The sequence below is a fragment of the Sphingopyxis sp. 550B genome (genome assembly GCF_057401805.1).
Window position 1 is genome coordinate 2,116,561 of the sequence record NZ_CM171610.1, and the last position, 25,894, is coordinate 2,142,454.

Here is a 25,894-nt window from a genome sequence, read left to right on the forward strand (position 1 = left end):
CCGTTCTCTCAGCCGTTCGGGCTGAGCTTGTCGAAGCCCCGCCCTTCTTTTAGCGACGTCAAGGGAAAGGACGGCCCTTCGACAAGCTCAGGGCGAACGGGGTTGTGTTGTGACCGAAGCCGATTTCATCGCCCGCCTGCGCGGCATCGCGACCGACCCCGCTGCGCGTGGGCTCGCTGACGATGCCGCCGTGCTGGGCGATCTCGTCCTTACCCACGACATGATCGTCGAGGGCGTGCATTTCCTTCCCGACGAGCGCCCGCAGGACGCCGCATGGAAGCTCGTTGCGGTGAACCTTTCCGACCTGGCTGCGAAGGGCGCGACGCCGGTCGGGGTGCTGCTCGGCTATAGTCTGGCGGGCGATGCGGCCTGGGACGCCGCCTTTGCCGACGGACTCGACATCGTGCTGCGCCGCTACGGCCTGCCCTTGCTTGGCGGCGATACCGTCGGCGTTCCGGCGGGGGCGCCGCGCAGCTTCGGTCTGACGGCCATCGGCCGGGCGCCGGCCGAGGGTGCGCCGTCGCGCAGCGGCATGAAGCCCGGCGACCGGCTCTGGGTCAGCGGGACGATCGGCAACGCCGGGGCCGGCCTCGCGATGCGACTTGGGGAGATCGACGCCAACGAGACGTGTCTCGCCGCCTATAGCCGCCCGCAGCCGCAGCTCACGCTGGGGCAGGCGCTCGCGCCGCATGTCCGCGCCATGATGGACGTGTCCGACGGGTTGCTGATCGACGCGCAGCGGATGGCGACGGCGAGCGGTTGCCGGATCACGCTGCGGCTCGATGCGGTGCCGCTGTCGGCGGCGCTGCTCGCCGTGCGTCCCGACGTGCTCGACACGCGGCTGGCGGCGACCACGGCGGGGGACGATTATCAGCTATTGTTCGCCGCCGACCCCGATGCCGGCGCCGTCATCCGTGCAACGGCGGAGGCGCTCAATATCGCCGTGACCCCGATCGGCCACGCCGGGGTCGGCGAAGGGATCGTGGTGATCGACGGAGCGCAGCGCGTCGCACTGCCCGACCGGCTCGGTTTCATGCACTGATCCGCGACGAGGCGGAGGCGCCGAAAAACCGGGCTTGCCCTTGGCCGCCTTTCTTCCCATAACCCCGCCACCAATTGGGGCGGTCGCATCAGGGGAAAGAGCGAACCGGCATCGACAAGTCGGACGTCTCGACTGCCAGCCTGTGTCCGCCTCCTTCAATGGGGAAGGAACAGACACGCATGAATCCGGTTTTGATCGCGATAGCGTGCGGCCTTTTGGCCGTGCTCTATGGATTCATTACCTCCCGCCGGTGCTCGGCGCCTCGGCCGGTAATGAAAAGATGCAGCAAATCGCAGGCGCCATCCAGGAAGGGGCGCAGGCCTATCTGAAGCGCCAGTACAGCACCATCGCCATCGTCGGCGTCGTCGTCGCGGCGATCGTCCTCTGGGCGCTCGGCCCTGTTTCAGCTTCGGGCTTCGCCATCGGTGCGATCCTGTCGGGTGTTGCCGGGTTCATCGGCATGAACATCTCGGTCCGCTCGAACGTGCGCACCGCCGCCGCGGCGCAGAAGGGGCTGCAGGCGGGTCTGACGCTGGCGTTCCGCGCCGGTGCGATCACCGGCCTGCTGGTGGCCGGGCTCGCGCTGCTCGCGATCGCGGTCTTCTACTGGGTGCTGACGGTCCAGATGGGCCGGACGGTCGGCGGCGACGACCGCACGGTCGTCGACGGCCTCGTCGCGCTCGCCTTCGGCGCCTCGCTGATCTCGATCTTCGCGCGTCTCGGCGGCGGCATTTTCACCAAGGCCGCCGACGTCGGCGCCGACCTCGTCGGCAAGGTCGAGGCCGGCATTCCGGAGGACGATCCGCGCAACCCCGCGGTGATTGCCGACAATGTCGGCGACAATGTCGGCGACTGCGCGGGCATGGCCGCCGACCTCTTCGAAACCTATGTCGTCACCGTCGGCGCCACCATGGTGCTGACCGCGCTGCTGCTCAAGGGCGCGGGCGATCTGCTGCCGGGCCTGATGGCGCTGCCGCTGCTGATCGGCGGCGTGTGCATCATCACCTCGATCATCGGCACCTATTTCGTCCGCCTCGGCGGCTCGAACAACGTCATGGGCGCGATGTACAAGGGCTTCCTCGTCTCGGCGATCCGGCGGTTCCGGCGATCTGGATTTCGACCGGCTATGTCCTCGGCGACATGAACGCGACGATTGCGGGCACCGAATTCACCGGCCGCGCGCTCTTCTATTGCTCGCTGCTCGGTCTCGTCATCACCGGCCTGATCATCTGGATCACCGAATATTACACCGGCACCAATTTCCGTCCGGTGCGCTCGATCGCCAAGGCTTCGGAAACGGGCCACGGCACCAACGTGATCCAGGGCCTTGCGATCAGCCTCGAAGCCACCGCGTTGCCGACGCTCGTCATCGTCGCGGGCATCATCATCGCCTATCAGCTCGCGGGCCTGATCGGCATCGCCTATGGCGCGACCGCGATGCTCGCGCTCGCCGGCATGGTCGTTGCGCTCGACGCTTATGGTCCGGTGACCGACAACGCCGGCGGGATCGCCGAAATGGCGGGTCTCGACGATTCGGTCCGTGAAAAGACCGACCTGCTCGACGCCGTCGGCAACACGACCAAGGCGGTGACGAAGGGCTATGCGATCGGTTCGGCGGGGCTTGCTGCACTGGTTCTCTTCGCCGCCTATACGACCGACCTTCGGGAATTCTTCCCCGATCTAACGGTCAATTTCAGCCTCGAAAATCCGTACGTCATCGTGGGGCTGCTGCTCGGCGCGCTGCTGCCCTACCTGTTCGGCGCGATGGGCATGACCGCCGTCGGCCGCGCGGCGGGCGATGTGGTCAAGGACGTGCGCGAGCAGTTCGCGGGCGATCCCGGCATCATGGCGGGCACGTCGAAGCCCGACTATGCGCGCACGGTCGACCTCGTCACCAAGGCAGCGATCAAGGAGATGATCATCCCGTCGCTGCTGCCGGTGCTGGCACCGATCGTCGTCTATTACGTCATCTCGGCGGTTGCGGGGCAGGCTAACGGCTTTGCCGCGCTCGGCGCCCTGCTGCTCGGCGTGATCGTCGGCGGGCTGTTCGTCGCCCTGTCGATGACCTCGGGCGGTGGCGCGTGGGACAATGCCAAGAAATATATCGAGGACGGCAACCACGGCGGCAAGGGCAGCGAAGCCCACAAGGCCGCGGTGACCGGCGACACCGTCGGCGATCCCTACAAGGATACCGCGGGTCCGGCCGTCAACCCGATGATCAAGATCACCAACATCGTCGCGCTGCTGCTGCTCGCGGCGTTGGCGGGACACGCGATGTAATCGCTTCCCGTCCCGGGTGAAAGAAAGCCCCGCTGGAGCGATCCGGCGGGGCTTTTTCTTTGTTCGTCATTGCGAGGAGCCGAAGGCGACGCGGCAATCCAGAGTGGCGTAAACCGCTCTGGATTGCTTCGCTCCGCTCGCAATGACGATAGGGGTCGACTTAGCGCTCGGCCTTCATCTGTTTCGCATAGCCGGCCTGGACCATCGCGCTCATCCGGTCGAACAGCGCGTCGGGGTCGCTGCGGCGCAGCGCGGCGATCTGTGCCTCCGGGCCCTCCGCGACGACGATCTCGCGTTTGCCCTGCGCGACGGCGTCCAGAATCTGCGCGGCGGCGGTTTCGGGCGACAGGCCGTTGTCGATCGCGGCGTCGCTTTCCCCGCGCACGCTGCCGTCGGCGTTGAGCGCGTTGCGGCTGACGTTGGTCGCGACCGATCCCGGCGCGACCACCAGTACCTTCAGCCCCAGATGCTCGTTTTCGGCGCGCACGCTGTCGTGATAGCCGATCAGCCCGTGCTTCGCGGCGCAATAGGCGCTGCGCAGCGGCACGCCCGCGATCCCCGCGACGCTCGAAATCGCGACGATCTGGCCGCCGCCCGCGCCGACCATGCGCGGCAGGAGTTGCTGGGTGAGGGCGATCGGCGCCAGCAGGTCGACCGCGATGATCTTTTCATAGACCGAAAAATCGGTGTCGATCGCCAGGCTGCGCTGCGAGATGCCGGCGTTGTTCACCAGCCCGTCGATACGGCCGCACCAGCCCCACGCCTCTTCGACGAGTCGCGGCAGCGCGTCGAAATCGGTCGCCTCGAACGGCAGGACCATCGTGCCCGCGCCGCAATCCTTCGCCACTTCCTCGAGCGCCGCGACGTTGCGTCCCGACAGGATCAGCCTTGCACCGCGCGCGGACAGGCCGCGCGCCAGCGCCGCACCGATCCCCGACGAGGCGCCCGTAACCCACCATATTTGCTCTTTCATGCCGGCATCCCTATCTGTGATTCAGTCTCAACCTGAAACGCGTCGATCCGGTCGTCAAGGCGCCCAACCGCGGATTTCCGTGCGGGGCTGGCAATTTTGTTGCGACTCTGTTATACTATCTATCATCACGCCGACAGTTTGCCTCTTCCCGCCGCCGGGCCGGGGGCGCTTTCGTCGTTTCCGATGGAGCCTATCCCTTGTCGTCATAGACTGGCGAGCGCCGCCCGAACTGCTTCGTTCCGCCTCGCTGCGAGGGCGGAGGCACCCGGCTTTTGGCGCTTTTCCTGTCTCGGCAAGGCCACAGAAAGGAACTTGCATGTCCGCAAACACGCTCGTCTTTGAAGTCGGTGACTATGTCGTTTATCCGAAACATGGCGTGGGGCGCGTCATCGAACTGCAGAAGTCCGAAATCGCGGGCATGCAGCTCGAACTCTATGTCCTGCGCTTCGAAAAGGAAAAGATGACCCTGCGCGTCCCGACCAACAAGGCGGAAGGCGTCGGCATGCGCAAGCTGTCGTCGGACAAGACGCTGAAGGAAGCGCTGCAGGTGCTCACCACCAAGCCGAAGGTGAAGCGCACCATGTGGTCGCGCCGCGCGCAGGAATATGAAGCGAAGATCAACTCGGGCGACCTCGTGTCGATCGCCGAGGTGACGCGCGACCTGTTCCGCGCCGACGATCAGCCCGAGCAGAGCTATTCGGAGCGCCAGATCTTCGAAGCGGCGTCGAGCCGACTCGCGCGCGAACTCGCCGCGATGGAGGAAAGCGACGAAAGGACCGCGCAGGCGAAGATCCTCCAGATTCTCAACGAGCATGCGCCGAAATATTATGTGGAGAAGGTGGGCTAAACCCGCCGCATTCCGACAAGCGAAAAGGGCGGTCCCGCGGGGCCGCCCTTTTTTCATGCGTCGCCTTCGCGGAGGCGACCTTTGTTACGGATATTTCGCTTCCACGAAATAAAGCCCATCCGGCGGCGCGTTGAGCCCGAGCGCGCTGCGGTCCGCCGCGTCGAGCGCGGCTTTCAGGTCGCGCGCCGACCATTTTCCCTGCCCAACGAGAACGAGGCATCCGACCATCGAGCGCACCTGGTGATGCAGGAAGCTGCGCGCCGCCGCCTCGACGATCACCTCGTCGCCGTGCCGGCTGACGCTCAGTCGGTCGAGCGTCTTCACCGCGCTTTCGGCCTGGCAGTGCACCGACCGGAAGGTGGTGAAATCGTGCCGTCCGACCAGCGCCCGCGCCGCGCCGTGCATGGCCTGCGCGTCGAGCGGTTTGGCGAACTGCCACGCCAGCCCCTTGTCCCAGGTCAGCGGCGCGCGGCGATTGACGATGCGATATTCATAGGCGCGCCCCAGGCACGAAAAGCGCGCGTGCCAATCGTCGGCGACCGCTTCGCACGCCAGCACCGCGACGGGGGCGGGGCGAAGCTGCGCGTTCAGCGCCTCCATCAGGCGAAAGGGAGTGAGCGGCTTGGCGATGTCGACATGCGCGCGCATTGCGATCGCGTGGACCCCGGCGTCGGTGCGGCCCGCGCCATGGACCGTCGCCGCCTCGCCCGTGATGCGCGCGGTCGCCTCCTCCAGCGCCTGCTGGACGCTGGGGCCGTGCGATTGCCGCTGCCAGCCCATGAAGGGGCGGCCGTCATATTCGATGGTGAGGGCGAAGCGGGTCATCGGCCGCGCCTAACCTTCTTGCCGTTACCCCGGACTTGATCGGCACTTATCCCTTTTCGACAAGTCACTGTTCCCCGGCGAAAGCCGGGGTCCAGATGGCACGGCGCTGCCTCGCATGGACCCCGGCTTTCGCCGGGGAACAGCTCACCACTTGCCTGAGGGGTATATATGCCGACTTGATCCGGGGTCCCGCTATGCGCCGCCCGGCAGCGGGATCCCGGATCAGGTCCGGGGTGGCGAGGGAGTGAGGTCGCTTTCATGCCAGCCGCACCCCCTTCGCGATCGGGCGCCCGCGCAGCAATTCGGCGGCGTCCATCGCCGGCTTGCCCGCGCGCTGCACTCGCGTCGCGCGGATCGCGCCGGGGTTGCAGGCGATCGTCAGCGCATCATCGAGCGTGATGCCCGGCGTCGCGCCCGCGACCGTGTCGGCCGGATGCACGACCCCGGCGGCGAGCAGCTTGTACCGTTCGCCGTCGAGTTCGAAAAAGGCGCCGGGGACGGGGTTGAACGCGCGAATCTGCCGTTCGACCTGCACCGCGCTGGTCAGGAAATCGAGCCGCGCTTCGCTCTTGTCGATCTTCGCGGCGTAGGTCGCGCCCGCGTCAGGTTGCGGTTCGGGCGCAAAAGCATCGAGGTCGCCCAGCACCTTCACCATCAGCCGGGCGCCCATCGCCGCCAGCTCGTCGGTCAGTTCGCCCGCCGTCTTGCCGTCTGCCGGCGTGCGTCCGATCAGCCGCATCGCACCGGTGTCGAGCCCGGCGTCCATCTGCATGATCGTCACCCCGGTCTCGGCATCGCCCGCCGAGGATCGCGCGCTGCACCGGCGCCGCGCCGCGCCAGCGCGGCAGGATCGAGCCATGGACGTTGAGGCACCCGGCGCGCGGCGCATCGAGCACCGCCTGCGGCAGGATCAGGCCATAGGCGGCGACCACCGCGACATCGAGGTCGAGCGCCGCGAACGCCGCCTGTTCCTCGGCGTTCTTCAGGCTTTTCGGCGTGCGGACGGGTAGGCCGTGCGCCGCGGCCCAGTCGTGCACGGCGCTGCGCTGCACCTTCTTCCCGCGCCGCGCGGGGCGGCGGCTGGGTGTAGACCGCTACAACCTCGTGCCCCGCCGCGTGCAGCGCGGCGAGCGTCGGCACCGCGAAGGGCGGCGTTCCCATGAAGGCGATGCGCATGGTTGCGGGCTTTGGCGGAGGCAGGCGATACATTCAACCCTGCTCTGCCTGCATGTGTCCCCGCGAAGGCGGGGATCCAGAGGATCAAGAGGTGACGTTGGTTCCGAACGCTCTGGGTCCCCGCCTTCGCGGGGACACACGTGGTGGATTTATGCATATGGATTGTGCACCGATTGCACACCCACTACCACCACACCCATGGCCTCCACCGAAATCGAAGCCCTCGTCCAGCAACTCGCCCGGCTTCCCGGCCTCGGGCCGCGGTCGGCGCGGCGCGCGGTGCTGCACCTGATGAAGAAACGCGAAAGCGCCTTCGCGCCGCTGCTCGCCGCGCTCCAGACCGTGTCCGAACGGCTCGTCACCTGCACCGTCTGCGGCAATGTCGATACGCACGATCCCTGCGCGATCTGCGCCGATCCACGCCGCGACGCACGCAGCCTGTGCGTGGTCGAGGAGGTGTCGGACCTATGGGCGCTCGACAAGGCGCGGCTCTTCCCCGGCAAATATCATGTCCTCGGCGGCCGTCTGTCGGCGCTCGAAGGCGTGCGGCCGCAGGATCTGAGCATCGACGCGCTCGTCGCCCGCGTCGCGGCGGGCGGCATCGACGAGGTGGTGCTGGCGATGAACGCGACGCTGGAGGGGCAGACGACCGCGCATTATCTCGCCGAACGGCTCGAATCCTTTCCGGTGCGCCTGACCCAGCTCGCGCACGGCCTGCCGGTCGGCGGCGAGCTCGATTATCTCGACGAAGGGACGCTCGCGCAGGCGCTTCGCGCGCGGCGACCGGTGGGTTGACGGCGGGCCCGCGAGTTCATACCTCCCGCCCATGGCCCTGCTACCCATCATAGAGACCCCCGATCCGCGGCTGCGCGTCATTTCGAAGCCCGTCGAGACGTTCGACGCCGAACTGAAGACGCTGATCGCCGACATGTTCGAGACGATGTACGACGCCCCCGGCATCGGGCTGGCCGCGATCCAGGTCGGCGTGCCGAAGCGCATCCTGGTGATCGATCTTCAGGAACCCGATCCCGAGGATGAAGAGGGAAAGCGGGTGATTCGCGACCCCCGCGTCTTCATCAACCCGGTCTTCTCCGACTTTTCGGAGGAGCACAGCGTCTATCAGGAAGGCTGCCTGTCGGTCCCCGAGCAATATGCCGAGGTGACGCGCCCCGCCGAGGTGACGGTCGAATGGCAGGACGCCGACGGCCAGCCGCACAAGGAACGCATGACCGGCCTGATGGCGACGTGCATCCAGCATGAGCACGACCATCTGGAGGGCATCCTCTTCATCGACCATCTGTCGCGTCTGAAGCGCGAGATGGTACTGAAGAAGCTCGCGAAAATGCGCAAGGCGGCATAATCCCCCTCTCCCCTTAGGGAGAGGGGGCGAGGCTTGCGAACTTGTTCGCTGGTCGCAGCGGGTGAGGGCTGTTACGCCAGCGCCTGAACCCTCACCCAGCTTCGCCTAGGCAACGAGTTGCCAAGGCTGCGCATCCCTCTTCCCCAAGGGGAGAGGGTTTTCGTCAATCCGCCTCCTTCGCCACGCCGACCATCGCCGGGCGCAGCAGGCGATCCTTCATCATATAGCCCGCCTGCATTTCCTGCACGATCGTGCCCGGCTCCTTGTCGCTCGGCACTTCGAGCATCGCCTGATGCTGGTTCGGGTCGAGCGGCAGGCCGATTGCGGCGATGCGCGTGATGCCGTGGCGTTCGAAGACACCCATCAACTCGCGCTCGGTTGCTTCCAGCCCGGCGACGAACGCCTTGAACGTCTCGTCCTCACGCTGTTGCGGGCTGACCGCGGCCAGCGCGCGACCCAGATTGTCGGCGACCGACAATATGTCGCGCGCGAACTTGGTCGCGGCATAGGCGTGCGCGTCGGCGACCTCCTTTTCGGCGCGGCGGCGCACATTCTGCGTTTCGGCGCGCGCATAGAGCAGGTCCTGCTGCACCGCGGCAAGCTGTTCGGCGAGCTTTGCCGTCTCGTCCTGCGGCTCTGCGGCCGGGGTTTCGATGGCGGCGGAGTCTTCGGTCTGGCCGTCTTCGACTGGCGTATCGTTTTCGATGTTCGTCATAACCCTATCGTATCAGTCTGGAGAGCGATTGTGCGGTAAAGTCCACCATGGGTACGATGCGCGCATAGTTCAAGCGTGTCGGACCAATTACCCCGACGACGCCGACGACGCGTCCGTCGCTGCCATGATAGGGCGCGGCGATAACCGACGAACCCGACAGCGAAAAGAGCTTGTTCTCCGACCCGATGAAAATACGCGTCGCGCTGCCCTCGCGCGCGCTGTCGAGCAGATGCGCGATGTCCTGCTTCGTCTCCAGTTCGTCGAGCAGCAGGCGCACGCGGTCGAGGTCGCCAACCGCGCATTCGTCAAGCAGATTCGCCTGACCGCGTACGATCAGCACCGGTCGGTCGGCGCCGTCGACCGACCATATGGCCAGCCCGCGCGACACCAGGTCGGCGGCGGCGCGGTCGATCGCGATGCGTTCGGCCTCCAGTTCGCGCCGCACGCGGGTCTGCGCCTCGGCGGGTCAGGCCGGCGAGCATCGCCGACACATAATTGCCCGCCTCGACCAGCGTCGAGGGTTGAAGGCCGGGCGGGATCGCGATGACGCGATTCTCCACCGTCCCGTCGGCTGCAACGAGGACGACGAGCGCCTGCTCGTCGGACATGGGGACGAAGGCGACCTGCTTCAGCACCCGCTCGTGCTTCGGAACCAGCACCAGCCCGGCGCAGGCCGACAGGCCCGACAGCGCGGCGGTCGCGTGCGCGAGCGCGCTCGATCGGCCCGCCCTCGGCGAGGCTCGCCTCGATCTGCGCGCGATCCTCGGCTGACGGTTCGGCGACCTGCATCATCCCGTCGACGAACAGGCGCAGCCCCTGCTCGGTGGGCAGGCGCCCGGCGCTGGTGTGCGGGCTGGCGAGCAGGCCGAGTTCCTCGAGGTCCTGCATCACGTTGCGGATCGAGGCGGGCGACAGGTTGAGCGTCGCGAGTTTCGACAGCGTGCGTGATCCGACCGGCTGGCCGGTCTCCAGATAGGCGTCGACCACCAGCCGGAACACGTCGCGTGCGCGCGTGGTCAGTTCGATGATCGGCGGCGTGGTCATGGAAGCAGATTTAGGGATGGGGCGGGGCGGGGGCAAGCATTGCGGGGTGGCGCCGGATCGTCAACGCCGCTAAGCGCCGGCACAGCTTCACGAGGAGACAGACGACATGCGCCCTTCCGGCCGCGCGCCCGACCAGATGCGCCCCATCGCGATTGAAACCGACTTCACCATCCACGCCGAGGGCAGCGTCCTCGTCGCTTTCGGCAACACCAAGGTGCTGGTGACCGCCAGCGTCGAGGAAAAGGTGCCGCCCTTCCTGCGCGGCAAGGGGCAGGGGTGGGTGACCGCCGAATATGGCATGCTTCCCCGCGCCACCCACACGCGCGGCAGCCGCGAGGCGGCGAAGGGCAAGCAATCGGGCCGCACGCAGGAAATTCAGCGGCTTATCGGGCGCAGCCTGCGCGCCGTCGTCGATATGAAGAAGCTCGGTGAGCGGCAGATCGTCCTCGACTGCGATGTGATCCAGGCCGACGGCGGTACGCGCACCGCGGCGATCAGCGGCGCGTGGGTCGCGCTGCGCCTAGCGGTCGACAAGCTGTTCGCCACCAAGGCGATCGCCGAGGATCCGATCGAGGACAAGGTCGCCGCCGTCTCGTGCGGCATCCACAACGGCACCGCGGTGCTCGACCTCGACTATGACGAGGATTCGACTGCGGGGGCCGACGGCAATTTCGTGCTCACCGGCAAGGGACAGATCGTCGAGGTGCAGGCGAGCGCCGAGGGCGCGACCTATGACGAGGAAGGCCTGCTGCGCCTGCTCCGCCTCGCCCGCATCGGCTGCACCGAGATTTTCGCAGCACAGGCGAAGGCGGTGGGGCGCTGACGTGACCCGAAAGCTCGCTCCCGGCAAACTCGTCATCGCCAGCCATAATGCGGGCAAGGTACGCGAAATCCGGGCGTTGCTCGCACCTTATGGCATCGATCCGGTGTCGGCGGGCGACCTCGGCCTGCCAGAGCCGGCCGAGACGGGCACGACCTTCGCCGAGAATGCGCTGCTCAAGGCCCACGCCAGCGCCTCCGCCGCGGGCCTGCCAGCGCTTGCCGACGACAGCGGGCTCGAGGTCGCGGCGCTCGGCGGGCGGCCGGGCGTCTACACTGCCGACTGGGCCGAACGCCAATGGTTCGAGGGCGAGCCGGGAAAAGATTGGGCCGGCCGCGACTGGTATATGGCAATGGGCAAGGTCGAGGGGCTGCTCGCCGAACAGGGGCCGGGGTCGACCGCAGCGCCTGCTTCGTCTGCACCCTCGCGCTCGCCTGGCCCGACGGTCATGCCGAGGTTTTCGAGGGCGCGCGCAGGGCAGCCTGACCTGGCCGCCGCGCGGCACGCTGGGCTTTGGTTATGACCCGGTCTTCGTTCCGTCCGGCAAGCCACAGACCTATGCGGAAATAGACCCGACTGAGAAGCACGCGATCAGCCACCGCGCCGATGCGTTTGCGAAGCTGGTGGCGGGTGTTTTCGGCTGATCGCTTATTTTACCCGGATATTATTGACTCCAATTTTATCCGGGTGTAATCGGCCGGCATGCAACAAGATATTCAAACCGTAACCGCCTTCCTTGGCGCCACATCACTCGTATCGGGGTCGCGCATGATCGTCCGGCAACGGCTGGAGGAGTGCTATCCGGGCGACCTCGGCGCGATCCTCGTTTTCGACGATGCGACCGGCAAGCCGGTCGACCTCGACTATTGGGACGCCGCGACGACCGCGCCGGCATCGTCGGTGGGTCGCCCGAGACTCGGCGTCAAGGCGCGCGAGGTGACGCTGCTGCCGCGGCATTGGGACTGGCTGGCGGAACAGCCCGGCGGCGCCTCCGCCGCGCTGCGCCGACTGGTCGAGGCTGCGAGCCGGGCGCCCGGTGACGGTCGCAAGCGCAAGGATGCCGCCTATCATTTCATGAGCCATATGTGCGGCAACCTGCCGGGCTATGAAGAGGCGCTGCGCGCGCTGTACCGCGACGATAGCGCGGCGTTCGACAGTCTGATCGCGGAGTGGCCGGACGATGTGCGCGATCATATCCGGCGCCTGATCGCCGGCTGACATTCGCGCGCCGCGCCCTATATCGCTCCCCATGGCCGAACCGCTCGCCCTTTATGTCCACTGGCCGTTCTGCGTGTCGAAATGCCCCTATTGCGACTTCAACAGCCATGTTCGCGAGCGCGTCGATCAAGTGGCATGGCGCGACGCGTTGCTCGCCGACCTGCGGCACGAGACGGCGCTGCTGCCGGGTCGCAAGGTTTCGTCGATCTTCTTCGGCGGCGGCACCCCCAGCCTGATGCCGCCGCAGACGGTCGCGGCGGTGATCGCGGCGGCGGACGCGGCATGGGGGCTGATCGACGATTGCGAGATCACGCTGGAGGCGAACCCCAATTCGGTCGAGGTCGCCAGTTTCGCCGCGCTCGCCGCTGCCGGGGTCAATCGTGTATCGATAGGGGTTCAAAGCTTCGATCCGCAAATCCTTGAATTCCTGGGCCGGGCGCATAGCGGCGACGAGGCGCGGCGGGCGATCGCCGCGGCGCAGGCGTATTTCGCGCGCGTCAGTTTCGACCTCATCTATGCGCGTCCCGGCCAGTCGCTCGCCGCGTGGGAGGTGGAGCTTGCCGAGGCACTGGCGTTCGGCACCGGCCATCTGTCGCTCTATCAGCTGACGATCGAGCCGGGGACGCGCTTCGCCACCCTCGCGGCGAAGGGCGATCTCGTCATCCCCGACGGCGATGCTGCCGCCGATCTGTTCGACGCGACGCAGGCGGCGACGCGCGCGGCCGACCTGCCGCGCTACGAAGTGTCGAACCACGCGCGCCGCGGCGAGGAGAGCCGGCACAACCTGACCTATTGGCGCTATGGCGATTATGCCGGCATCGGCCCCGGCGCGCACGGGCGGCGACTTGCGCAGGCGACCGAGCGGCACCGCAAGCCCGAGAATTTCCTGTCCGCCGTCGCGCGCAACGGCCACGGCCTGAAGGTCGAAACCGACCTGCCGCCGCACGAGCGCGCGACCGAGGCGATGCTGATGGGCCTGCGCCTGACCGAGGGCGTCGACCTGACGCGCGTCGAGACGCGCAGCGGGATGGCACGCGATGCCTTCGTCGATGCCGGGGCGGTCGCGCGGCTGGCGGGACAGGGGCTTTGGTGCAGGAGAGCGATCAACTGGCGGTCACCGACGCCGGGATATTGCTGCTCGACTCGATTCTTTCGGAAGTGGTGCGGACCGGCTAGACTCGCCCTCCGAAGCCCTTTCAGCCCAAACGGAATCCGGATTTGCCGCAGGACGTCATCCGCGACTGGCACGCCCATCTGGCGCACGAAAGGCGCCGGTCGGAGCATACGCGCCGCGCCTATGTCGCGACGGCCGAGCGCTTCTGCGCCTTCCTGATGGAGCATCGCGGCGGTGCGGTCGATGCGGCGATGCTGCGGTCGCTGTCCGCCGGCGACCTGCGCGCCTATCTGGCCGCGCGCCGCGCCGGGGCTGGGCAACGCATCGGCCGCACGCGAACTCTCCGCCATCCGCACCTTCCTGCGCTTCGTCGGCGGCTCGAACGCCAGCGTGCCGCAGATGCGCGGCCCGCGCGTCCGCAAGGGGTTGCCGCGCCCCGTCGCGCCCGACCAGGCGCTCGATCTTGCGCACGAGGTGGAGGATAATGCCCGGCAGGGCTGGACGGGCGCGCGCGATTTCGCGCTACTGCTGCTGCTCTATGGCGCGGGGCTGCGCATCGGCGAAGCGCTGTCGCTGACCGGCGCCGCGCTCCCGCTCGGCGAGACACTGCGCGTCACCGGCAAGCGCGGCAAGACGCGGATCGTGCCGATCCTGCCCGCGGTTGCCGCCGCGGTGGCGCGTTACGTCGAGGCCTGCCCATGGCCGATCGCGAAAGAAATGCCGCTGTTTCTCGGCGCGCGCGGCGGCCCGCTCCAGCCCGGCGTCGTGCGCGCGAGCGTGCGGTCGGCGCGCCGCGCTCTCGGGCTTCCGGAGCGCACGACACCGCACGCGCTGCGCCACAGCTTCGCGACACATCTGCTCGCGGGCGGTGCCGACCTGCGGTCGTTGCAGGAATTGCTCGGCCACGCGAGCCTCGCTTCGACGCAGGTCTATACCGCGGTCGATGCCGCGCATTTGCTCGACATCTACCGCAACGCGCACCCGCGCGCCTGACCGGCGTTCAGTCGCCGGGCCGCTGCGGCTTCCAGGTGACGACGCGCCACAGGTAGAACAGGATCAGCGTCCCGATCGCGATCAGCGCGAGCGGTCCGACCAGCTGCTCGATCGCGGCGAAGCGCTTGCCGAACCATTGCCCGGCACCCGCCAGCGCGGCGATCCAGATCGTCGATCCGGCGGCGGTCCACAGCAGGAATTTCGCCTGGTTCATCCGCACCATGCCCGCGGGCAGCGATACCATCGTCCGCGCGACGGGCATGAAGCGCGCCGCGAAGACGATGCCGGGACCATATTTCAGGAAGCCGGCGTGCAGCCGCTCGACCTCGCGCCAGTCGAGCGTCAGCCAGCGGCCGTGGCGGTCGATGAAGGGCTTCAGCCGCTCATAGCCGATCCAGCGGCCGATCGCGTACCATACCCAGTTGCCCGCGGTCGTCCCCGCGACGGCGACCGCGACGAGCGTCCAGAAATCGAAGCGCCCCTGCGCGGCCGCGACGCCGCCCAGCCCCATGATCACCTCGGACGGGATCGGCGGAAAGACGTTTTCGAGGAACATCAGGACGAAGATGCCGAAATAGCCCCACGCCTGGATCAGATCGAGAATGAAGTCGGTCATGCGGGGCTTAACGCGAGGGAGGGCGGTTCGATCCGCGTCCGTCATCGAACCTGTCACCCGACCCGCCGCTCGATCGCGTCCCAGATCATTCCCACGGTGTCGCTGTTGTTGAACTTGTCGATCGCGACGATGCCGGTGGGCGAGGTGACGTTGATTTCGGTCAGCCATTCGCCGCCGATCACGTCGATGCCGACGAAGATCAGCCCGCGTTCCCGGAGCGCGGGAGCGAGCGCGGCGCAGATTTCCTCTTCGCGCGGGGTCAGCGCCGCCGCCTCGGCATAGCCGCCGACCGCCAGGTTGGCGCGGAACTCGCCTTCGCCCGCCTTGCGGTTGATCGCGCCCGCGACCTCGCCGTCGATCAGGACGATGCGTTTGTCGCCCTCGCTGACGCTCGGCAGGAACTGCTGCACCATGAAGGGTTCGGGCCAGACCTGTCCGAACAGTTCGACCAGCGCGCCCAGATTGGTGCCCGCCTCGTCGATGCGGAACACCGCCTTGCCGCCGTTGCCGTGCAGCGGCTTGATCACCAGCGCGCCGTGCCGCGCGTGGAAATCCTTCACCGCGTTCAGGTCGCGCGTGACCATCGTCGGCGGCATGAACTGCGGAAAGTCGAGCACGAACACCTTTTCGGGCGCGTTGCGAACCGACACCGGATCATTGACCACCAGCGTTTTGTCCCGAATGCGCTCGAGCAGCCAGGTGCCGGTCAGATAGCCAAGGTCGAACGGCGGGTCCTGCCGCATCAGCACGACATCGACATCGCGGCCGAGGTCGAGGGTGACAGGGTCGCCGAACCGGTAATGGTCGCCCTTCACGCGCTTCACCTCCAGCACCGGATGGGCCGGAGTGGTCAGCCGTCCCGCTTCCCATGTCAGGCCGCGCACGTCGTAATGATAGAGGATATGGCCGCGTTCGAGCGCCTTCAGCATCAGCGCGAAGCTGCTGTCCCCGGCAATGTTGATGCCGTCCATCGGGTCCATTTGCACGGCGGCGCGCAGGGTCATCTCATTCTCCTTCCGGGGCGACCGAATTTTCCGGCGAGCCGCGTCAGGGCTGCCAGACGTGGACCAGATGGCGAGGCAAGCGCCCCGGCGCAAGCAGCATCACGTCGATGCGGGTTTCGTCGCCCGGCCGCGCGAAGCGCGGGGCGAGCATTTCCGCCGCCGCCGCGACGCGGCGCAGGCGCCGGCGTCGATCGCGAAGTCGAGGTCGGCGGCGCGGTCGCGCCACTTGACCTCGACGAAGGCGACCGTCCGTCCGCGCCGCGCGACCAGATCGACCTCGCCGACGCGAACGCGCAGCCGTCGGGCCAATATCCGCCAGCCGTGCAGCCGCAGCCACCACGCGGCGCGATTTTCGGCGCGGCGGCCGCGCGCCTCGGCGACGGCGCGGCTCACGCCCCGTCCTTCAGTGCCAGCGCGCGGGCATAGACGGCATGCCGGTCGAGCCCATAGCGTTTGGCGACCGCCTTCGCCGCCTTGGCGACCGGCTGATCGGCAAGCGCGGCGCGCAGCGCATCGTCGACCGCCGCATCGTCGGCCTCTTCGACGACATTGTCGGCGGGCGGCGCGACTATGACGACGATCTCGCCCTTCGGCGGTGCGTCGGCATAGCGCGCGGCCAGTTCGCCGAGCGACCCGGTGACGCATTCCTCGTATAACTTGCTGATCTCACGCGCGACGGCCGCGGCGCGGTTGCCGAGTCCCTCGGCCAGCGCGGCGAGCGTCGCGGCGAGGCGCGGTCCGCTTTCATAGAAGACCAGTGTCGCGCGCAGCCCGGCGAGTTCGGCGATGGCCTCGCTGCGCGCCTTGGCCTTGGACGGCAGGAAGCCGGCGAACAGGAAGCGGTCGCTCGGCAGGCCCGACAGAGTGATCGCCGCGATCGCGGCGCAGGGACCGGGCAGGGTGGTGACGCGCCGCCCCGCCGCGCGCGCATCGCGCACCAGCTTGTACCCCGGATCGGAGATCAGCGGCGTGCCCGCGTCCGACACCAGCGCCACCACATCGGTTTCCATGCGCGCAACCAGCGCGGCGCGCGCGCGTTCGTCGCTATGGTCGTGATAGGGGGTCATCGGAACGCGCAAACCCAGGTGCGACAGCAGCTTCGCCGTCACGCGCGTGTCTTCGGCGGCGATCACGTCGGCGCGGGCAAGCAACGCCGCAGCGCGCGGCGTGATGTCGCCGAGGTTGCCGATGGGGGTCGCCACGATATAGAGACCGGGCAAGGGAGATTGAGAAATGGTCGAATCCGGCATGTCGCCGAAAATGGCAGAAAGCGTCGTCGAGCGCCAAGACAATGCGTTGCGGCGGCGCCGGTTGCTGCGTGGAATGGCGACGCTGGCGCTCGGCGGCTTGCTCGCGGCCTGCCGGTCGTGCCCAAATCGGGCGGTCCCGCGGCGCCGCCGCCGCCCGAAAACCCCGACGAGACCGTGGGCCCCGGCCTGCCGACCGACACCGATCGCCACCGCGTCGCGCTGCTCGTGCCGCAGACGGGGGCGAATGCCGACGTCGGCACCGCGATCGCCAATGCGACGACGTTGGCGCTGCTCGACACGCGCGCCGACAAGGTTCGCATCACCACCTACGACACCGCGCTCGGCGCCGCTGCGGCGGCGCGGCAGGCAGTCGCCGATGGCAATCGCCTGATCCGGGTCCGCTGCTCAGCGAGGATGTCGCGGCGGTCGCGCCGATCGCGCGCGCGGCAAGGTGCCCGTGCTCAGCTTCTCGAACGACAGCGGGGTCGCGGGCAACGGCGTCTTCATCCTGGGCTTCGTGCCGGGCCAGTCGGTCGAGCGCGTCGTCGCCTTCGCGCGCGGCAAGGGCATCAGCGCTTCGGCGCGCTGGTGCCCAAGAATGTCTATGGCGACCGCGCGGCGGCCGCGTTCCGCGACGCGGTGCGCGAAGCCGGGGGACGCTGGTCGCGGTCGAAACCTACGATCGCACCGCGGCGGCGCTGACCGGCGCGGCGCGGCGGCTCGCCAACGGCGGCGCGATGGACGCGGTGCTGATCGCCGATGTCGGCGGCAATGCAATCCGCGCCGTGCCGATCGTCAAGGGCGCGGGCAGCAAGCAGATATTGGGCACCGAATTGTGGAACACCGACGCCTCGCTCGGCAGCAACGCCGCGATGCGCGGCGCGTGGTTCGCCAGCGTTTCCGACGGTCTCTACGGCCAGCTCGCGACCAAATATCGTGCCCGCTACGGCAAGGCGCCCTATCGGCTCGCCAGCCTCGGTTATGATTCGGTGCTGCTGACCGTGCGCATCGCGCGCGACTGGAAACCCGGCACCGCCTTTCCGGTGAACCGGCTGCTTGCGGCCGACGGTTTCGGCGGTATCGACGGCATCTTCCGATTCAACAATCGCGGCATCGCGGTTCGCGCGCTCGAGGTCAGCGAGGTCGGCGCCGGCGGTTTCCGCGTCGTCGATCCCGCCCCGGCCAAATGGTGACGCGCCGGGGCGTGGCATAGGCGCCACAGTCGGGCGGAAAGTGTCGTCCGATCGGCACGCGCGGCCTTTACGGCGCGCGCCCGTTCACTATATGGACAGTGCGCGCATCCGCCCATGTTCCGCATGGGCGCCCGCGTGCCTGTCGAAATGATGTGAGGAGATACAGCTATACGCCCGCCCATGACCCGCCGCCCGCTGGCGCCTATGCCGCCGAAGAACGGCCCGCGATATAATGAGTTCATCGCCTCTCCCAAGGTCCGCGTGATCGACGAGGAAGGCGAAAATCTGGGCGTAATGCTGACTGCCGAAGCCATCGAACAGGCGGCCGAGGTCGGCCTCGACCTGGTCGAGGTTTCCCCAACGCCGACCCGCCGGTGTGCAAGTTCCTCGACGTGGGCAAGTTCAAGTACGAAGCCCAGAAAAGGCCAATGCCGCCCGCAAGACGCAGAAGACGCAGGAGATCAAGGAGATCAAGATGCGTCCGAACATCGACGACCACGACTTCGAAGTGAAGATGAAGAAGGTGTTCGACTTCCGGGCGAGGGCGACAAGGTCAAGATGACGATGCGCTTCCGCGGCCGCGAGATGAGCCACACCCAGCTCGGCCTCGCCGTGCTGCAGAAGGTCGCGGAAATGACCGCCGAGATCGCGAAGGTCGAGGCGCATCCGCGCACCGAGGGCCGCCAGATGCTGATGGTGCTCGCGCCGAAGTAGGCCGACGCCGCGGCTTCAGAAACCGGTACGAAAATCGAGGGCGGTCGTTCCGATGGGGCGGCCGCCCGCTTCGTATCGGCGCTCGACCATATGTGCGCGTCCGTCCGCCGCGATGGCGACGAGGGTCGAACAGCGCGTGCCATAGACCTCGCCGTGCAGGAACAGCGCCGGGGTGTCGTCCGCGGCCAGCATGTCGAGCAAGGCTTCGGGATCGGCCGCCGCCGCGGTCGCTGACGCCAGCGCCGCGCGCAGGCGTGTGGCGCGTGCGCATGGGCTGTAGGTTAGCTCGTTCGCCAGCGCATGGATTCCCGTCGTCAGCCTTTCGACGCGCGGTTCCGGCCGGTTGGTCAGCAGCCGCGCGCCGCCCCGGTCGACCGTCAGCAGGTTGAAGGCGTTGAAGCGGTCGAGGTCGGCGCACTGCGGGTCGGCGAAGCGCCCTTCACCACGCAGCAGGTCGGCGACCAGTTCGCCGCGCGATTCACGGCCGGGATCGGGCGGGGCGCCGCGCACGTTGGTGACGACGACGACGCGCCCGCTTGCGGGATGCACCCCCAGCCAGGTTCCGCCCGCCTGCAGGTCGCGTCCGGCGATGATGCCGCTGCCGTCGCCCCATTCCGCGAGCGGCGCGGCGGCCCGCGCATGAAACTCGTCGCGGTTGCCGACAAGGATCAGCGGCCAGTCGGGATGGACGTGGCGGGCGAGGGCGACGACGCACATGCCGGCCATATCGTGCTTGGGTGATGATTTGCCAAGCGGGACATGATAGATATCGCTCCGTCTTTTCCGGGGAGGGAGGAAGATATGAGCGAAATGGGCAAGGCGCCGTTCCATCTGTGGATCGTCGGCATTCTCACCCTGTTGTGGAACGCCATCGGTGCGTTCGACTATACGATGACCAAGCTGCGCAACGCCGATTATCTGAGCGCTTTCACGCCCGAGCAGCAGGCCTATTTCCACGGCTTTCCGCTATGGGCCAGCGCCGGCTGGGCGCTCGGCGTCTGGGGCGCGGTGCTGGGGTCGATCCTGTTGCTCGCGCGCAGCCGGCATGCGGTGACGGCGTTCGCCGCCTCGCTGGTCGGGCTTGCGGTCAGCAGCTTCTATCAGTTCGGGTTGCATTATGGCGATCTGGAGCGCCTGTTCGGGACGTTCCCCATGGTCTTCTCCGCCATCGTCTGGATCGTCGCGATCGCGCTCTTCATCTACGCGCGGCGACAGGCGGCAGCGGGCGTTCTGCGCTGAACGGAAAAGGGGCGCCGATCAAGCGCCCCTGTCCATTTCCTTACCGCGCGCGGATGAAGGCGCGGATGTCGGACGCCAGCTTGTGGCGGTCCTCGTCGCGGATATACATCATGTGTCCCGCGGCATAATATTGATATTCGACGCGGTCCTGCGGGATGCCGGTGCGCGACAGCGAATATTCGGCGGCGAAGAAGGGCGTCGCGAAGTCGTAATAGCCCTGTCCGACGAACACGCGCAATCCGCTGTTCTCGCGCAGCGCCTGCCCGATATAGGGCGCGACGTTCAGATAGGCGTTGGTGTCGCGCCCGCCGATGCGCCAGTCCCACAGCCGCCCGATGCCGCCGATCGACTGATATTCGCGGTCGGTCTTGAACCCCAGCGTCTCGCGCGACCAGCTGTTGATCGCGGCGGTATAGCTCGCGTCGATGCCATAGAAGCTGGGATCGTTGTCGGGCTCTTCGCCGGCATTGTCGTAGTCACGGCCGGTATAACGGCTGTCGAGCCGTCCGACGGTCAGCCCGCGATCGCGCAGCAATTCCTTGTAGAAACGGCCCGGCGTCACGCGCAGGTCGGCATTTTCCAGAAAGGTTTCGGACAGGCCGGTGAAGCGCGAAAGCTCGCGGCGGATCTGCGCGCGCTCGTCGCCCTGCAGCTTCTGGCCCTTCAGCAGCGCCGCGGCATAGGGACCGATCGCCCATTGCCGCGCTTCCTCGACGAACTGTTCGACCGAGGACGCGCTCGCCTTGCCGTGATAGAGCGCGGTTGCGGCCATCGAGGGCAGATTGGTGATGAAGCCCAGTTCGTTGCCCGGCGCGTCGGACCCGGCCGCAAAGTCGAGCACGGTCGAGATCAGGATGATGCCGTTGAGGCCGACGTCATTGTAGGTGACGTTCATCAACTGGTTGGCGACCGCCGCCGAACGCGTCGTGCCATAGCTTTCGCCGCCCAGGAACTTGGGGCTGTTCCAGCGGCCATTGTCGTTCAGCCAGCGGCGGATCACTTCGGCGACCGCCTTCGCATCCTGCGTCACGCCGTAATAATCCTCGGGCTTGGCATTGCCGATCAGATGCGAAAAGCCGGTGCCCGGGGATCGATGAATACGATGTCGGTGACGTCGAGCAGTGAATCGGGATTATCGACGATCGGATAGGGCGGGGCGCCGTCGTCGCGCGCGTCGCTGGGGATCGCCACGCGCTTCGGACCGAAGGCGCCCATCATCAGCCACACGGTACCCGAACCGGGGCCGCCGTTGAACAGGAAGGTCACCGGGCGGCTGGGATCGCGCGGTTCCCTGACATAGGATGTGGTGACGATCGCGGCCTCGGGCACGCCGTCCTTGTTCTTGAGGATCGTTTCGCCGATCGTCGCGGCATAGGCGACGCGCTGCCCCCGAACGTGCCAGACAGCTTCGTCGTACGGACTTGCGGCTCATAGTCGGTGGATTTTTCCGCCTTTACCTTGTCAGCGGGGGCATCCTCGGCATGCAGCATGGCGGGCGTTGCGAAGGCAAGCGCCAAGGCGATCAGCGACAGACCAGATTTCATCTCATTCTCCCCAGTTGCGCGCGGACCCTAGGCAGCGCACGGGAGGGAGCAAGGGCGCTCGTCGGCGGGGATCGTCCTTTTGTCGAAGCGGTCAGGCGGCCTTTTTGGGTTGCACCGACAATTGCAGGCCGAGCGCGTCCAGCACGGCGGTCAGCGTTTCCAGTGTCGGGTTGCCGTTTTCCGACAACGCATTGTAAAGCGCCTGCCGGCCAAGGCCGTTTTGCGAGCGATTTCGCTCATGCCTTTGGAACGGGCGACATCGCCGATGGCGCAGGCGATATGCTTGGGGTCGTTCCCTTCCATCGCTGCTTCGAGGTAGAAACGGATATCCTCGGCCGTTTCGATATAGTCGGCCGGGTCAAAGCGCGTCGTCGTCAATCCCATTGTCTGCTTCCCTTGCCAGTTCCTTGGCCTTCGCGATATCGCGCGCCTGACTATCCTTGTCGCCACCGATCAGCAGAAGTACCAGCGTGGTATCGCGCCACATATAATAGATTCGATATCCCGGCCCGAATGCGAGCCTCAACTCGTGCACACCCTCGCCGACCGGCTTCTGTCGCCCGCATGGCCGGATGCAAAGCGCCTCAGCCTGTCGGCAATCCGCAACAGGGACCGACGATCCCGTAAAGCGCGGAGCCATTTATCGAACTGACGCGTTCGCCGAACTTCGATCACTTGTCCTTTATACGAGACATTATCGCTCATGTCAACCCAATTCTGATCCGCTGCCGTCCTTGGCCGCCGCTCATTCATAGTTTCGGATCGGATCGCGACGGGTGTCCGCTAGCGGACACTCATGCGCCAGGCGCGGCAATTCAATCGCCTACCGCCCCCACTTCGTCTTGCTCTGCTTCCCGAAGCGTCCCTTGCGCGTTCCCGGCTTGCCTTCGTTCGAGCGTCCCACGCGCGGTGCGACCTGTTCGTCCGGGGCAGGCCCAGTTCGTCGGCCTCCAGCCGGCGATCTCGTCGCGCAGGCGGCCGGCTTCCTCGAACTCCAGGTCGGCGGCGGCGTCGCGCATCTTCTTCGAGCTCGGCGATATAGGCGCGCAGATTGTGACCGACCATATGGTCGGGCTTGTCGTCGCCCAGATCAATGGTGACACGGTCCTTCGACGCGACATGCGCGATGATGTCGCCGATGTTGCGCTTGATCGTCGTCGGCGTGATGCCGTGTTCGGCGTTATACGCCTGCTGTTTTTCGCGGCGGCGGTCGGTCTCGCGCATCGCGCGCTCCATGCTGCCGGTGATGCGGTCGGCATAGAGGATGACGCGCCCGTCGACGTTGCGCGCCGCGCGGCCGATCGTCTGGACGAGGCTGGTCTCGCTGCGCAGGAAGCCCTCCTTGTCGGCATCGAGGATCGCGACCAGCCCGCATTCGGGAATGTCGAGCCCCTCGCGCAGCAGGTTGATGCCGACGAGCACGTCGAACACGCCGAGCCGCAGGTCGCGGATGATCTCGATGCGCTCCAGCGTCTCGACGTCCGAGGACTATTTCCGCGGCCTCCTGCTCGCTCGAAGAAGTCGATCCTTTCCGAAGCCGAATCGACGCTGGCGCATCTGCAGGACGGTCCGCTGCGCGAGCCCGACCTCGCCGACCGCGCGTCGAGCGAGACCGACTGGGCGATCGAGCTGCGGACCCGCGACCGCCAGCGCAAGCTGATCGCCAAGATCGACGCCGCGATCCGCCGCATCGACGAAGGCGAATATGGCTATTGCGCGGTCACCGGCGAACCCATCTCGCTCGCGCGGCTTCAGGCGCGTCCGATCGCGACGATGACGCTGGAGGCGCAGGAGCGCCACGAGCGCAACGAGCGCATTTCGCGCGAGGATTGATCGCGGCCGGCTCGGAAGGCGTCGGCGCCATTTACAATATCGCAAGGGCTGCTGCCTAGATTCGTCCCCTGAATCAAGCGGGGAACGGGTCGCATGGAATCCCACGAACACACATCGGTCGACGAGGAAGTGGCGGCGCTGTCGCGAAGCGCCGACCGCGACAGCCTGTTCATGCAGGCGCGGCTGCAACTGGCGGGGGCGCCCGATACGGTGCTCGTCCGCGTCCGCAACCTGTCGGCGGGCGGCATGCTCGCCGAGGTGCAGGGCCGGATCAGGGGCTCGAACAGGGCGGGGCGGTCGAAGTCGATCTGCGCAACATCGGCCCGGTGCCGGGGCGGATCGTCTGGATCGGCGACGGCAAGTTCGGCGTCGCGTTCGACCGGCCGGTCGATCCGCAGGCGGTGCGCCGTCAGGTGGTTCGCAAAATGGAGGTTCCCCCGCACATTTCAGCGCTCAACGGGCCTTTCTACCGCCCGCGCTGACGCGCTTCGCGATGGAAGGCATCAGCCGGCGGTAGCAGTCGGGGCTCGCTCAATCGAACGCGAGCATCTCTTCCTTGATTTTCAGCTTCTGCTTTTTCATCTGCGCCAGCAGGGCCGCATCGGGCGATGGGCGCCGTTCTTCATTCGCAATTTTCGCGTCGAGGTCCGCGTGACGGGACTTCAGGGCAGAAAGGTGCGATGTGCTCATGAGGCCTTCCTTTCGAATCGGGTGGGCAGGGGCGAGTAGAACATGAATTGCCCCGAAAGTCGTGACGATTCGGCCGGACGGTCCCCGTTGCGGACCAGCGGTGGCCGTGGCAGGAGACGGGCGTGAATCCGGAAGACATCGCCCAGCGCCTCGAACGGCTTCGGACCGAGCATCGCGACCTCGATGCGGCGATCATCGCGCTCGCCACGGCGACGGTTCCCGACCAGCTCCAGCTCGCCCGCATGAAGAAGCACAAGCTGCGGCTGCGGGACGAGATCGCATGGTGCGAGGATCAGCTTCTGCCCGACATCATCGCCTGATCCGTCCGGTCGCGCGCCGGAAAGATGGTTAGCGGCGTTGCGGTGCGCGCCGCGACCGTGGCATGGCCGCGCGATGGACGAGCGGCAGTCGGGCATGCGCGGAATCGGCCGGCCGGTTCATCGCGCGCAGGTCGAAAATCTCTATGTCGAAGCGATGCTGCTCGCCGACGAGGCGCATGCGGCCTTTGCAGCGATGCGCGATCCGGGCGGCGATGGCCTGCTTCAGGTCGGTCTCGCCTGCGAATCGCTCAAGACGACGGCGCGGCTGATGCATATCATCGCATGGCTGCTCCACCGCCGCGCGATGATCGCCGGCGATCCGGGGCCGGACCCGACGACAGCGCCGCGCGCATCGGCGATCCCGTCCCGGCCGATTGGTCTGTCTGCGCCCGCTTCGATGCCCCGGTCGCCCGCGTCGTCATGGCGAGCGAGCGGCTGTTCGAACGCGTTGCCGCGCTCGAGGCGGGCTGGGATGCGCCCGCCGCGCCGACGCCGGTGCACGACATGCTGGCGGAGATCGCCGCGCGCCTCTGACGCGTGCGCATCCTCCCGGTGCGCATAACGCTTGCCTTAAAACCCGCATTTGAAATACTCCTTTGAAAAAAGGAGAAGTTGGAGATGGACCGTGCGCAAAAACTGGAATTGCTCGATCGCAGCCTGACGCGAGCGGCCGACGCGATCGGCGACATCACGCCGGTGGTGATGGCGCGCTATTATGCGCGGCACCCCGACGCCGCGGCCAGTTTCGAGCGACACGGAATGGGGCGGACCTCGGCGCTGGAGCACGAGATGGTCGACAACTGCCTCTATTGCCTGATGTATTGTCTCGAACGCCCGACCGAGATCGAGATCCTGCTCGAAAATTCGGTTCCGCATCATCAGTTCACGCTTCAGGTATCGTTCGACTGGTATCGCGGGCTGGTCGATGCGACGATCGACGTGATCGCCGAAAGCATTCCCGCCGATGCCGCCGACGAGCGGCAGGTATGGGACGAGATCTGCAGCGTGCTGGGCGGCGTCTTCACCGGATGCCGGGGTTTGCTGGCGGGGGCGAATCCGATCGCGGCGGCGAGCGCCTGAAAAC

General features: G+C 67.1%; 24 protein-coding genes and 12 pseudogenes. 20 read left to right on the plus strand and 16 right to left on the minus strand.

Annotated features, from left to right (window positions below; genetic code table 11):
* Nucleotides 1-109 precede the first annotated feature (109 nt).
* Together thiL and AC2S9W_RS09830 are read left to right on the plus strand one after the other, a co-directional pair.
* Nucleotides 110-1,042, plus strand: a complete 933-nt coding sequence (gene thiL, locus AC2S9W_RS09825) for a thiamine-phosphate kinase (RefSeq protein WP_486572044.1) — start codon at nucleotides 110-112, stop codon at nucleotides 1,040-1,042.
* A gap of 179 nt (nucleotides 1,043-1,221) precedes the next feature.
* Nucleotides 1,222-3,322: pseudogene (locus AC2S9W_RS09830) on the plus strand (sodium-translocating pyrophosphatase).
* 160 nt (nucleotides 3,323-3,482) lie between these two features.
* On the opposite strand, the gene AC2S9W_RS09835 reads toward AC2S9W_RS09830, so the two are convergent.
* Complete coding sequence (locus tag AC2S9W_RS09835) at nucleotides 3,483-4,295, minus strand: SDR family NAD(P)-dependent oxidoreductase (protein ID WP_486570698.1); 813 nt, start codon at nucleotides 4,293-4,295, stop codon at nucleotides 3,483-3,485.
* A 316-nt stretch (nucleotides 4,296-4,611) separates the two neighbouring features.
* Between AC2S9W_RS09835 and AC2S9W_RS09840 the strand changes: the two genes are divergently transcribed.
* Nucleotides 4,612-5,142, plus strand: a complete 531-nt coding sequence (locus tag AC2S9W_RS09840) for a CarD family transcriptional regulator (RefSeq protein WP_486570699.1) — start codon at nucleotides 4,612-4,614, stop codon at nucleotides 5,140-5,142.
* Nucleotides 5,143-5,226: 84 nt separating this feature from the next.
* Here the strand turns inward: AC2S9W_RS09840 and truA are convergent, their stop codons facing one another.
* The gene (truA, locus tag AC2S9W_RS09845; RefSeq protein WP_486572045.1) at nucleotides 5,227-5,967 is read right to left on the minus strand and encodes a tRNA pseudouridine(38-40) synthase TruA; all 741 of its coding nucleotides are present in this window, start codon (nucleotides 5,965-5,967) and stop codon (nucleotides 5,227-5,229) included.
* A 256-nt stretch (nucleotides 5,968-6,223) separates the two neighbouring features.
* Nucleotides 6,224-7,143: pseudogene (gene fmt, locus AC2S9W_RS09850) on the minus strand (methionyl-tRNA formyltransferase).
* A 198-nt stretch (nucleotides 7,144-7,341) separates the two neighbouring features.
* Here fmt and recR point away from each other — a divergent pair.
* Both recR and def read left to right on the plus strand, forming a co-directional pair.
* Nucleotides 7,342-7,938, plus strand: coding sequence for a recombination mediator RecR (gene recR / locus AC2S9W_RS09855; RefSeq protein WP_067108324.1), 597 nt, complete (start codon nucleotides 7,342-7,344; stop codon nucleotides 7,936-7,938).
* Between the two features lie 31 nt (nucleotides 7,939-7,969).
* Complete coding sequence (gene def / locus AC2S9W_RS09860; protein WP_067108327.1) at nucleotides 7,970-8,503, plus strand: peptide deformylase; 534 nt, start codon at nucleotides 7,970-7,972, stop codon at nucleotides 8,501-8,503.
* Nucleotides 8,504-8,666: 163 nt separating this feature from the next.
* On the opposite strand, the gene grpE is transcribed toward def, so the two are convergent.
* Both grpE and hrcA read right to left on the minus strand, forming a co-directional pair.
* Nucleotides 8,667-9,218 carry a nucleotide exchange factor GrpE gene (gene grpE / locus AC2S9W_RS09865; RefSeq protein ID WP_486570701.1) on the minus strand — a complete coding sequence of 184 codons (552 nt, stop codon included), beginning with the start codon at nucleotides 9,216-9,218 and terminating at the stop codon, nucleotides 8,667-8,669.
* Nucleotides 9,219-9,222: 4 nt separating this feature from the next.
* Nucleotides 9,223-10,262: pseudogene (gene hrcA, locus AC2S9W_RS09870) on the minus strand (heat-inducible transcriptional repressor HrcA).
* A gap of 106 nt (nucleotides 10,263-10,368) precedes the next feature.
* Between hrcA and rph the strand changes: the two are divergent.
* The 5 genes and pseudogenes from rph (at nucleotide 10,369) to AC2S9W_RS09895 (ending at nucleotide 14,407) form a co-directional block, all read left to right on the plus strand.
* Nucleotides 10,369-11,085: a ribonuclease PH gene (gene rph / locus AC2S9W_RS09875; protein ID WP_486570702.1), complete on the plus strand. Its 717-nt coding sequence runs from the start codon at nucleotides 10,369-10,371 to the stop codon at nucleotides 11,083-11,085.
* A gap of 1 nt (nucleotide 11,086) precedes the next feature.
* Nucleotides 11,087-11,726 (plus strand): annotated as a pseudogene (gene rdgB, locus AC2S9W_RS09880) (RdgB/HAM1 family non-canonical purine NTP pyrophosphatase).
* A 58-nt stretch (nucleotides 11,727-11,784) separates the two neighbouring features.
* Nucleotides 11,785-12,300 (plus strand): DUF2239 family protein, encoded by a 516-nt coding sequence (locus AC2S9W_RS09885; protein WP_486570703.1) that lies wholly within the window; start codon nucleotides 11,785-11,787, stop codon nucleotides 12,298-12,300.
* Nucleotides 12,301-12,331: 31 nt separating this feature from the next.
* Nucleotides 12,332-13,476 (plus strand): annotated as a pseudogene (hemW, locus tag AC2S9W_RS09890) (radical SAM family heme chaperone HemW).
* Nucleotides 13,477-13,518: 42 nt separating this feature from the next.
* Nucleotides 13,519-14,407 (plus strand): annotated as a pseudogene (locus AC2S9W_RS09895) (tyrosine-type recombinase/integrase).
* Nucleotides 14,408-14,414: 7 nt separating this feature from the next.
* Here AC2S9W_RS09895 and AC2S9W_RS09900 read toward each other — a convergent pair.
* The 4 genes and pseudogenes from AC2S9W_RS09900 to rsmI all read right to left on the minus strand — a co-directional run bounded on the left by AC2S9W_RS09900 (nucleotide 14,415) and on the right by rsmI (nucleotide 17,277).
* Nucleotides 14,415-15,023 carry a DedA family protein gene (locus AC2S9W_RS09900; RefSeq protein ID WP_067182568.1) on the minus strand — a complete coding sequence of 203 codons (609 nt, stop codon included), beginning with the start codon at nucleotides 15,021-15,023 and terminating at the stop codon, nucleotides 14,415-14,417.
* Between the two features lie 53 nt (nucleotides 15,024-15,076).
* Nucleotides 15,077-16,027, minus strand: a complete 951-nt coding sequence (gshB, locus tag AC2S9W_RS09905; protein WP_067182570.1) for a glutathione synthase — start codon at nucleotides 16,025-16,027, stop codon at nucleotides 15,077-15,079.
* A 43-nt stretch (nucleotides 16,028-16,070) separates the two neighbouring features.
* Nucleotides 16,071-16,420 (minus strand): annotated as a pseudogene (locus AC2S9W_RS09910) (YraN family protein).
* On the minus strand, nucleotides 16,417-17,277 hold the full coding sequence (gene rsmI, locus AC2S9W_RS09915) for a 16S rRNA (cytidine(1402)-2'-O)-methyltransferase (RefSeq protein WP_067182573.1): 861 nt from the start codon (nucleotides 17,275-17,277) through the stop codon (nucleotides 16,417-16,419). Before rsmI ends, AC2S9W_RS09910 begins: the two are co-directional and overlap by 4 nt.
* Before the next feature lie 117 nt (nucleotides 17,278-17,394).
* On the opposite strand from rsmI, the gene AC2S9W_RS09920 reads away from it, so the two are divergent.
* From AC2S9W_RS09920 to infC, 3 genes and pseudogenes are all read left to right on the plus strand, one after another.
* Nucleotides 17,395-17,979 (plus strand): hypothetical protein, encoded by a 585-nt coding sequence (locus AC2S9W_RS09920; protein ID WP_486572046.1) that lies wholly within the window; start codon nucleotides 17,395-17,397, stop codon nucleotides 17,977-17,979.
* A 35-nt stretch (nucleotides 17,980-18,014) separates the two neighbouring features.
* Nucleotides 18,015-18,470 carry a type 1 periplasmic-binding domain-containing protein gene (locus AC2S9W_RS09925; protein ID WP_486572047.1) on the plus strand — a complete coding sequence of 152 codons (456 nt, stop codon included), beginning with the start codon at nucleotides 18,015-18,017 and terminating at the stop codon, nucleotides 18,468-18,470.
* Between the two features lie 180 nt (nucleotides 18,471-18,650).
* A pseudogene (gene infC, locus AC2S9W_RS09930) lies at nucleotides 18,651-19,184 on the plus strand (translation initiation factor IF-3).
* 15 nt (nucleotides 19,185-19,199) lie between these two features.
* Here the strand turns inward: infC and AC2S9W_RS09935 are convergent.
* Nucleotides 19,200-19,901: an NRDE family protein gene (locus AC2S9W_RS09935; RefSeq protein WP_486572048.1), complete on the minus strand. Its 702-nt coding sequence runs from the start codon at nucleotides 19,899-19,901 to the stop codon at nucleotides 19,200-19,202.
* An 84-nt stretch (nucleotides 19,902-19,985) separates the two neighbouring features.
* Here AC2S9W_RS09935 and AC2S9W_RS09940 point away from each other — a divergent pair, with 84 nt between their 5' ends.
* Nucleotides 19,986-20,423, plus strand: coding sequence for a hypothetical protein (locus AC2S9W_RS09940; protein ID WP_486570704.1), 438 nt, complete (start codon nucleotides 19,986-19,988; stop codon nucleotides 20,421-20,423).
* Nucleotides 20,424-20,463: 40 nt separating this feature from the next.
* Here the strand turns inward: AC2S9W_RS09940 and AC2S9W_RS09945 are convergent.
* From AC2S9W_RS09945 to AC2S9W_RS09960, 4 genes and pseudogenes are all read right to left on the minus strand, one after another.
* Nucleotides 20,464-21,967: pseudogene (locus AC2S9W_RS09945) on the minus strand (S10 family peptidase).
* Between the two features lie 91 nt (nucleotides 21,968-22,058).
* A pseudogene (locus AC2S9W_RS09950) lies at nucleotides 22,059-22,351 on the minus strand (addiction module antidote protein).
* The gene (locus AC2S9W_RS09955; protein WP_486570706.1) at nucleotides 22,326-22,607 is read right to left on the minus strand and encodes a type II toxin-antitoxin system RelE/ParE family toxin; all 282 of its coding nucleotides are present in this window, start codon (nucleotides 22,605-22,607) and stop codon (nucleotides 22,326-22,328) included. The pseudogene AC2S9W_RS09950 and the gene AC2S9W_RS09955 overlap by 26 nt, the downstream one beginning before the upstream one ends.
* A gap of 183 nt (nucleotides 22,608-22,790) precedes the next feature.
* Nucleotides 22,791-23,452 (minus strand): annotated as a pseudogene (locus AC2S9W_RS09960) (helicase-related protein); the annotation flags it as partial.
* A 39-nt stretch (nucleotides 23,453-23,491) separates the two neighbouring features.
* Between AC2S9W_RS09960 and dksA the strand changes: the two are divergent.
* Together dksA and AC2S9W_RS09970 are read left to right on the plus strand one after the other, a co-directional pair.
* Nucleotides 23,492-23,800 (plus strand): RNA polymerase-binding protein DksA, encoded by a 309-nt coding sequence (gene dksA, locus AC2S9W_RS09965; RefSeq protein ID WP_486572073.1) that lies wholly within the window; start codon nucleotides 23,492-23,494, stop codon nucleotides 23,798-23,800.
* A 326-nt stretch (nucleotides 23,801-24,126) separates the two neighbouring features.
* Entirely contained in the window at nucleotides 24,127-24,282 is a 156-nt protein-coding gene (locus AC2S9W_RS09970) for a hypothetical protein (protein ID WP_486570694.1), read from the plus strand.
* Nucleotides 24,283-24,331: 49 nt separating this feature from the next.
* On the opposite strand, the gene AC2S9W_RS09975 is transcribed toward AC2S9W_RS09970, so the two are convergent.
* A complete protein-coding gene (locus tag AC2S9W_RS09975; protein WP_076074740.1) occupies nucleotides 24,332-24,490 on the minus strand; it encodes a YdcH family protein in 159 nt (52 codons plus the stop codon).
* 122 nt (nucleotides 24,491-24,612) lie between these two features.
* On the opposite strand from AC2S9W_RS09975, the gene AC2S9W_RS09980 reads away from it, so the two are divergent.
* Nucleotides 24,613-24,810, plus strand: a complete 198-nt coding sequence (locus AC2S9W_RS09980; RefSeq protein WP_067106279.1) for a YdcH family protein — start codon at nucleotides 24,613-24,615, stop codon at nucleotides 24,808-24,810.
* Between the two features lie 28 nt (nucleotides 24,811-24,838).
* Here AC2S9W_RS09980 and AC2S9W_RS09985 read toward each other — a convergent pair whose 3' ends face one another.
* Nucleotides 24,839-24,988, minus strand: a complete 150-nt coding sequence (locus AC2S9W_RS09985) for a hypothetical protein (RefSeq protein WP_486570695.1) — start codon at nucleotides 24,986-24,988, stop codon at nucleotides 24,839-24,841.
* Here AC2S9W_RS09985 and AC2S9W_RS09990 point away from each other — a divergent pair.
* The 3 genes and pseudogenes from AC2S9W_RS09990 to AC2S9W_RS10000 form a co-directional block, all read left to right on the plus strand.
* Nucleotides 24,965-25,069 (plus strand): annotated as a pseudogene (locus tag AC2S9W_RS09990) (DUF1465 family protein); the annotation flags it as partial. The gene AC2S9W_RS09985 and the pseudogene AC2S9W_RS09990 overlap by 24 nt on opposite strands.
* Before the next feature lie 23 nt (nucleotides 25,070-25,092).
* On the plus strand, nucleotides 25,093-25,344 hold the full coding sequence (locus AC2S9W_RS09995) for a hypothetical protein (protein ID WP_486572106.1): 252 nt from the start codon (nucleotides 25,093-25,095) through the stop codon (nucleotides 25,342-25,344).
* Nucleotides 25,345-25,428: 84 nt separating this feature from the next.
* The gene (locus AC2S9W_RS10000; RefSeq protein ID WP_486570696.1) at nucleotides 25,429-25,890 is read left to right on the plus strand and encodes a hypothetical protein; all 462 of its coding nucleotides are present in this window, start codon (nucleotides 25,429-25,431) and stop codon (nucleotides 25,888-25,890) included.
* Nucleotides 25,891-25,894: the final 4 nt, after the last annotated feature.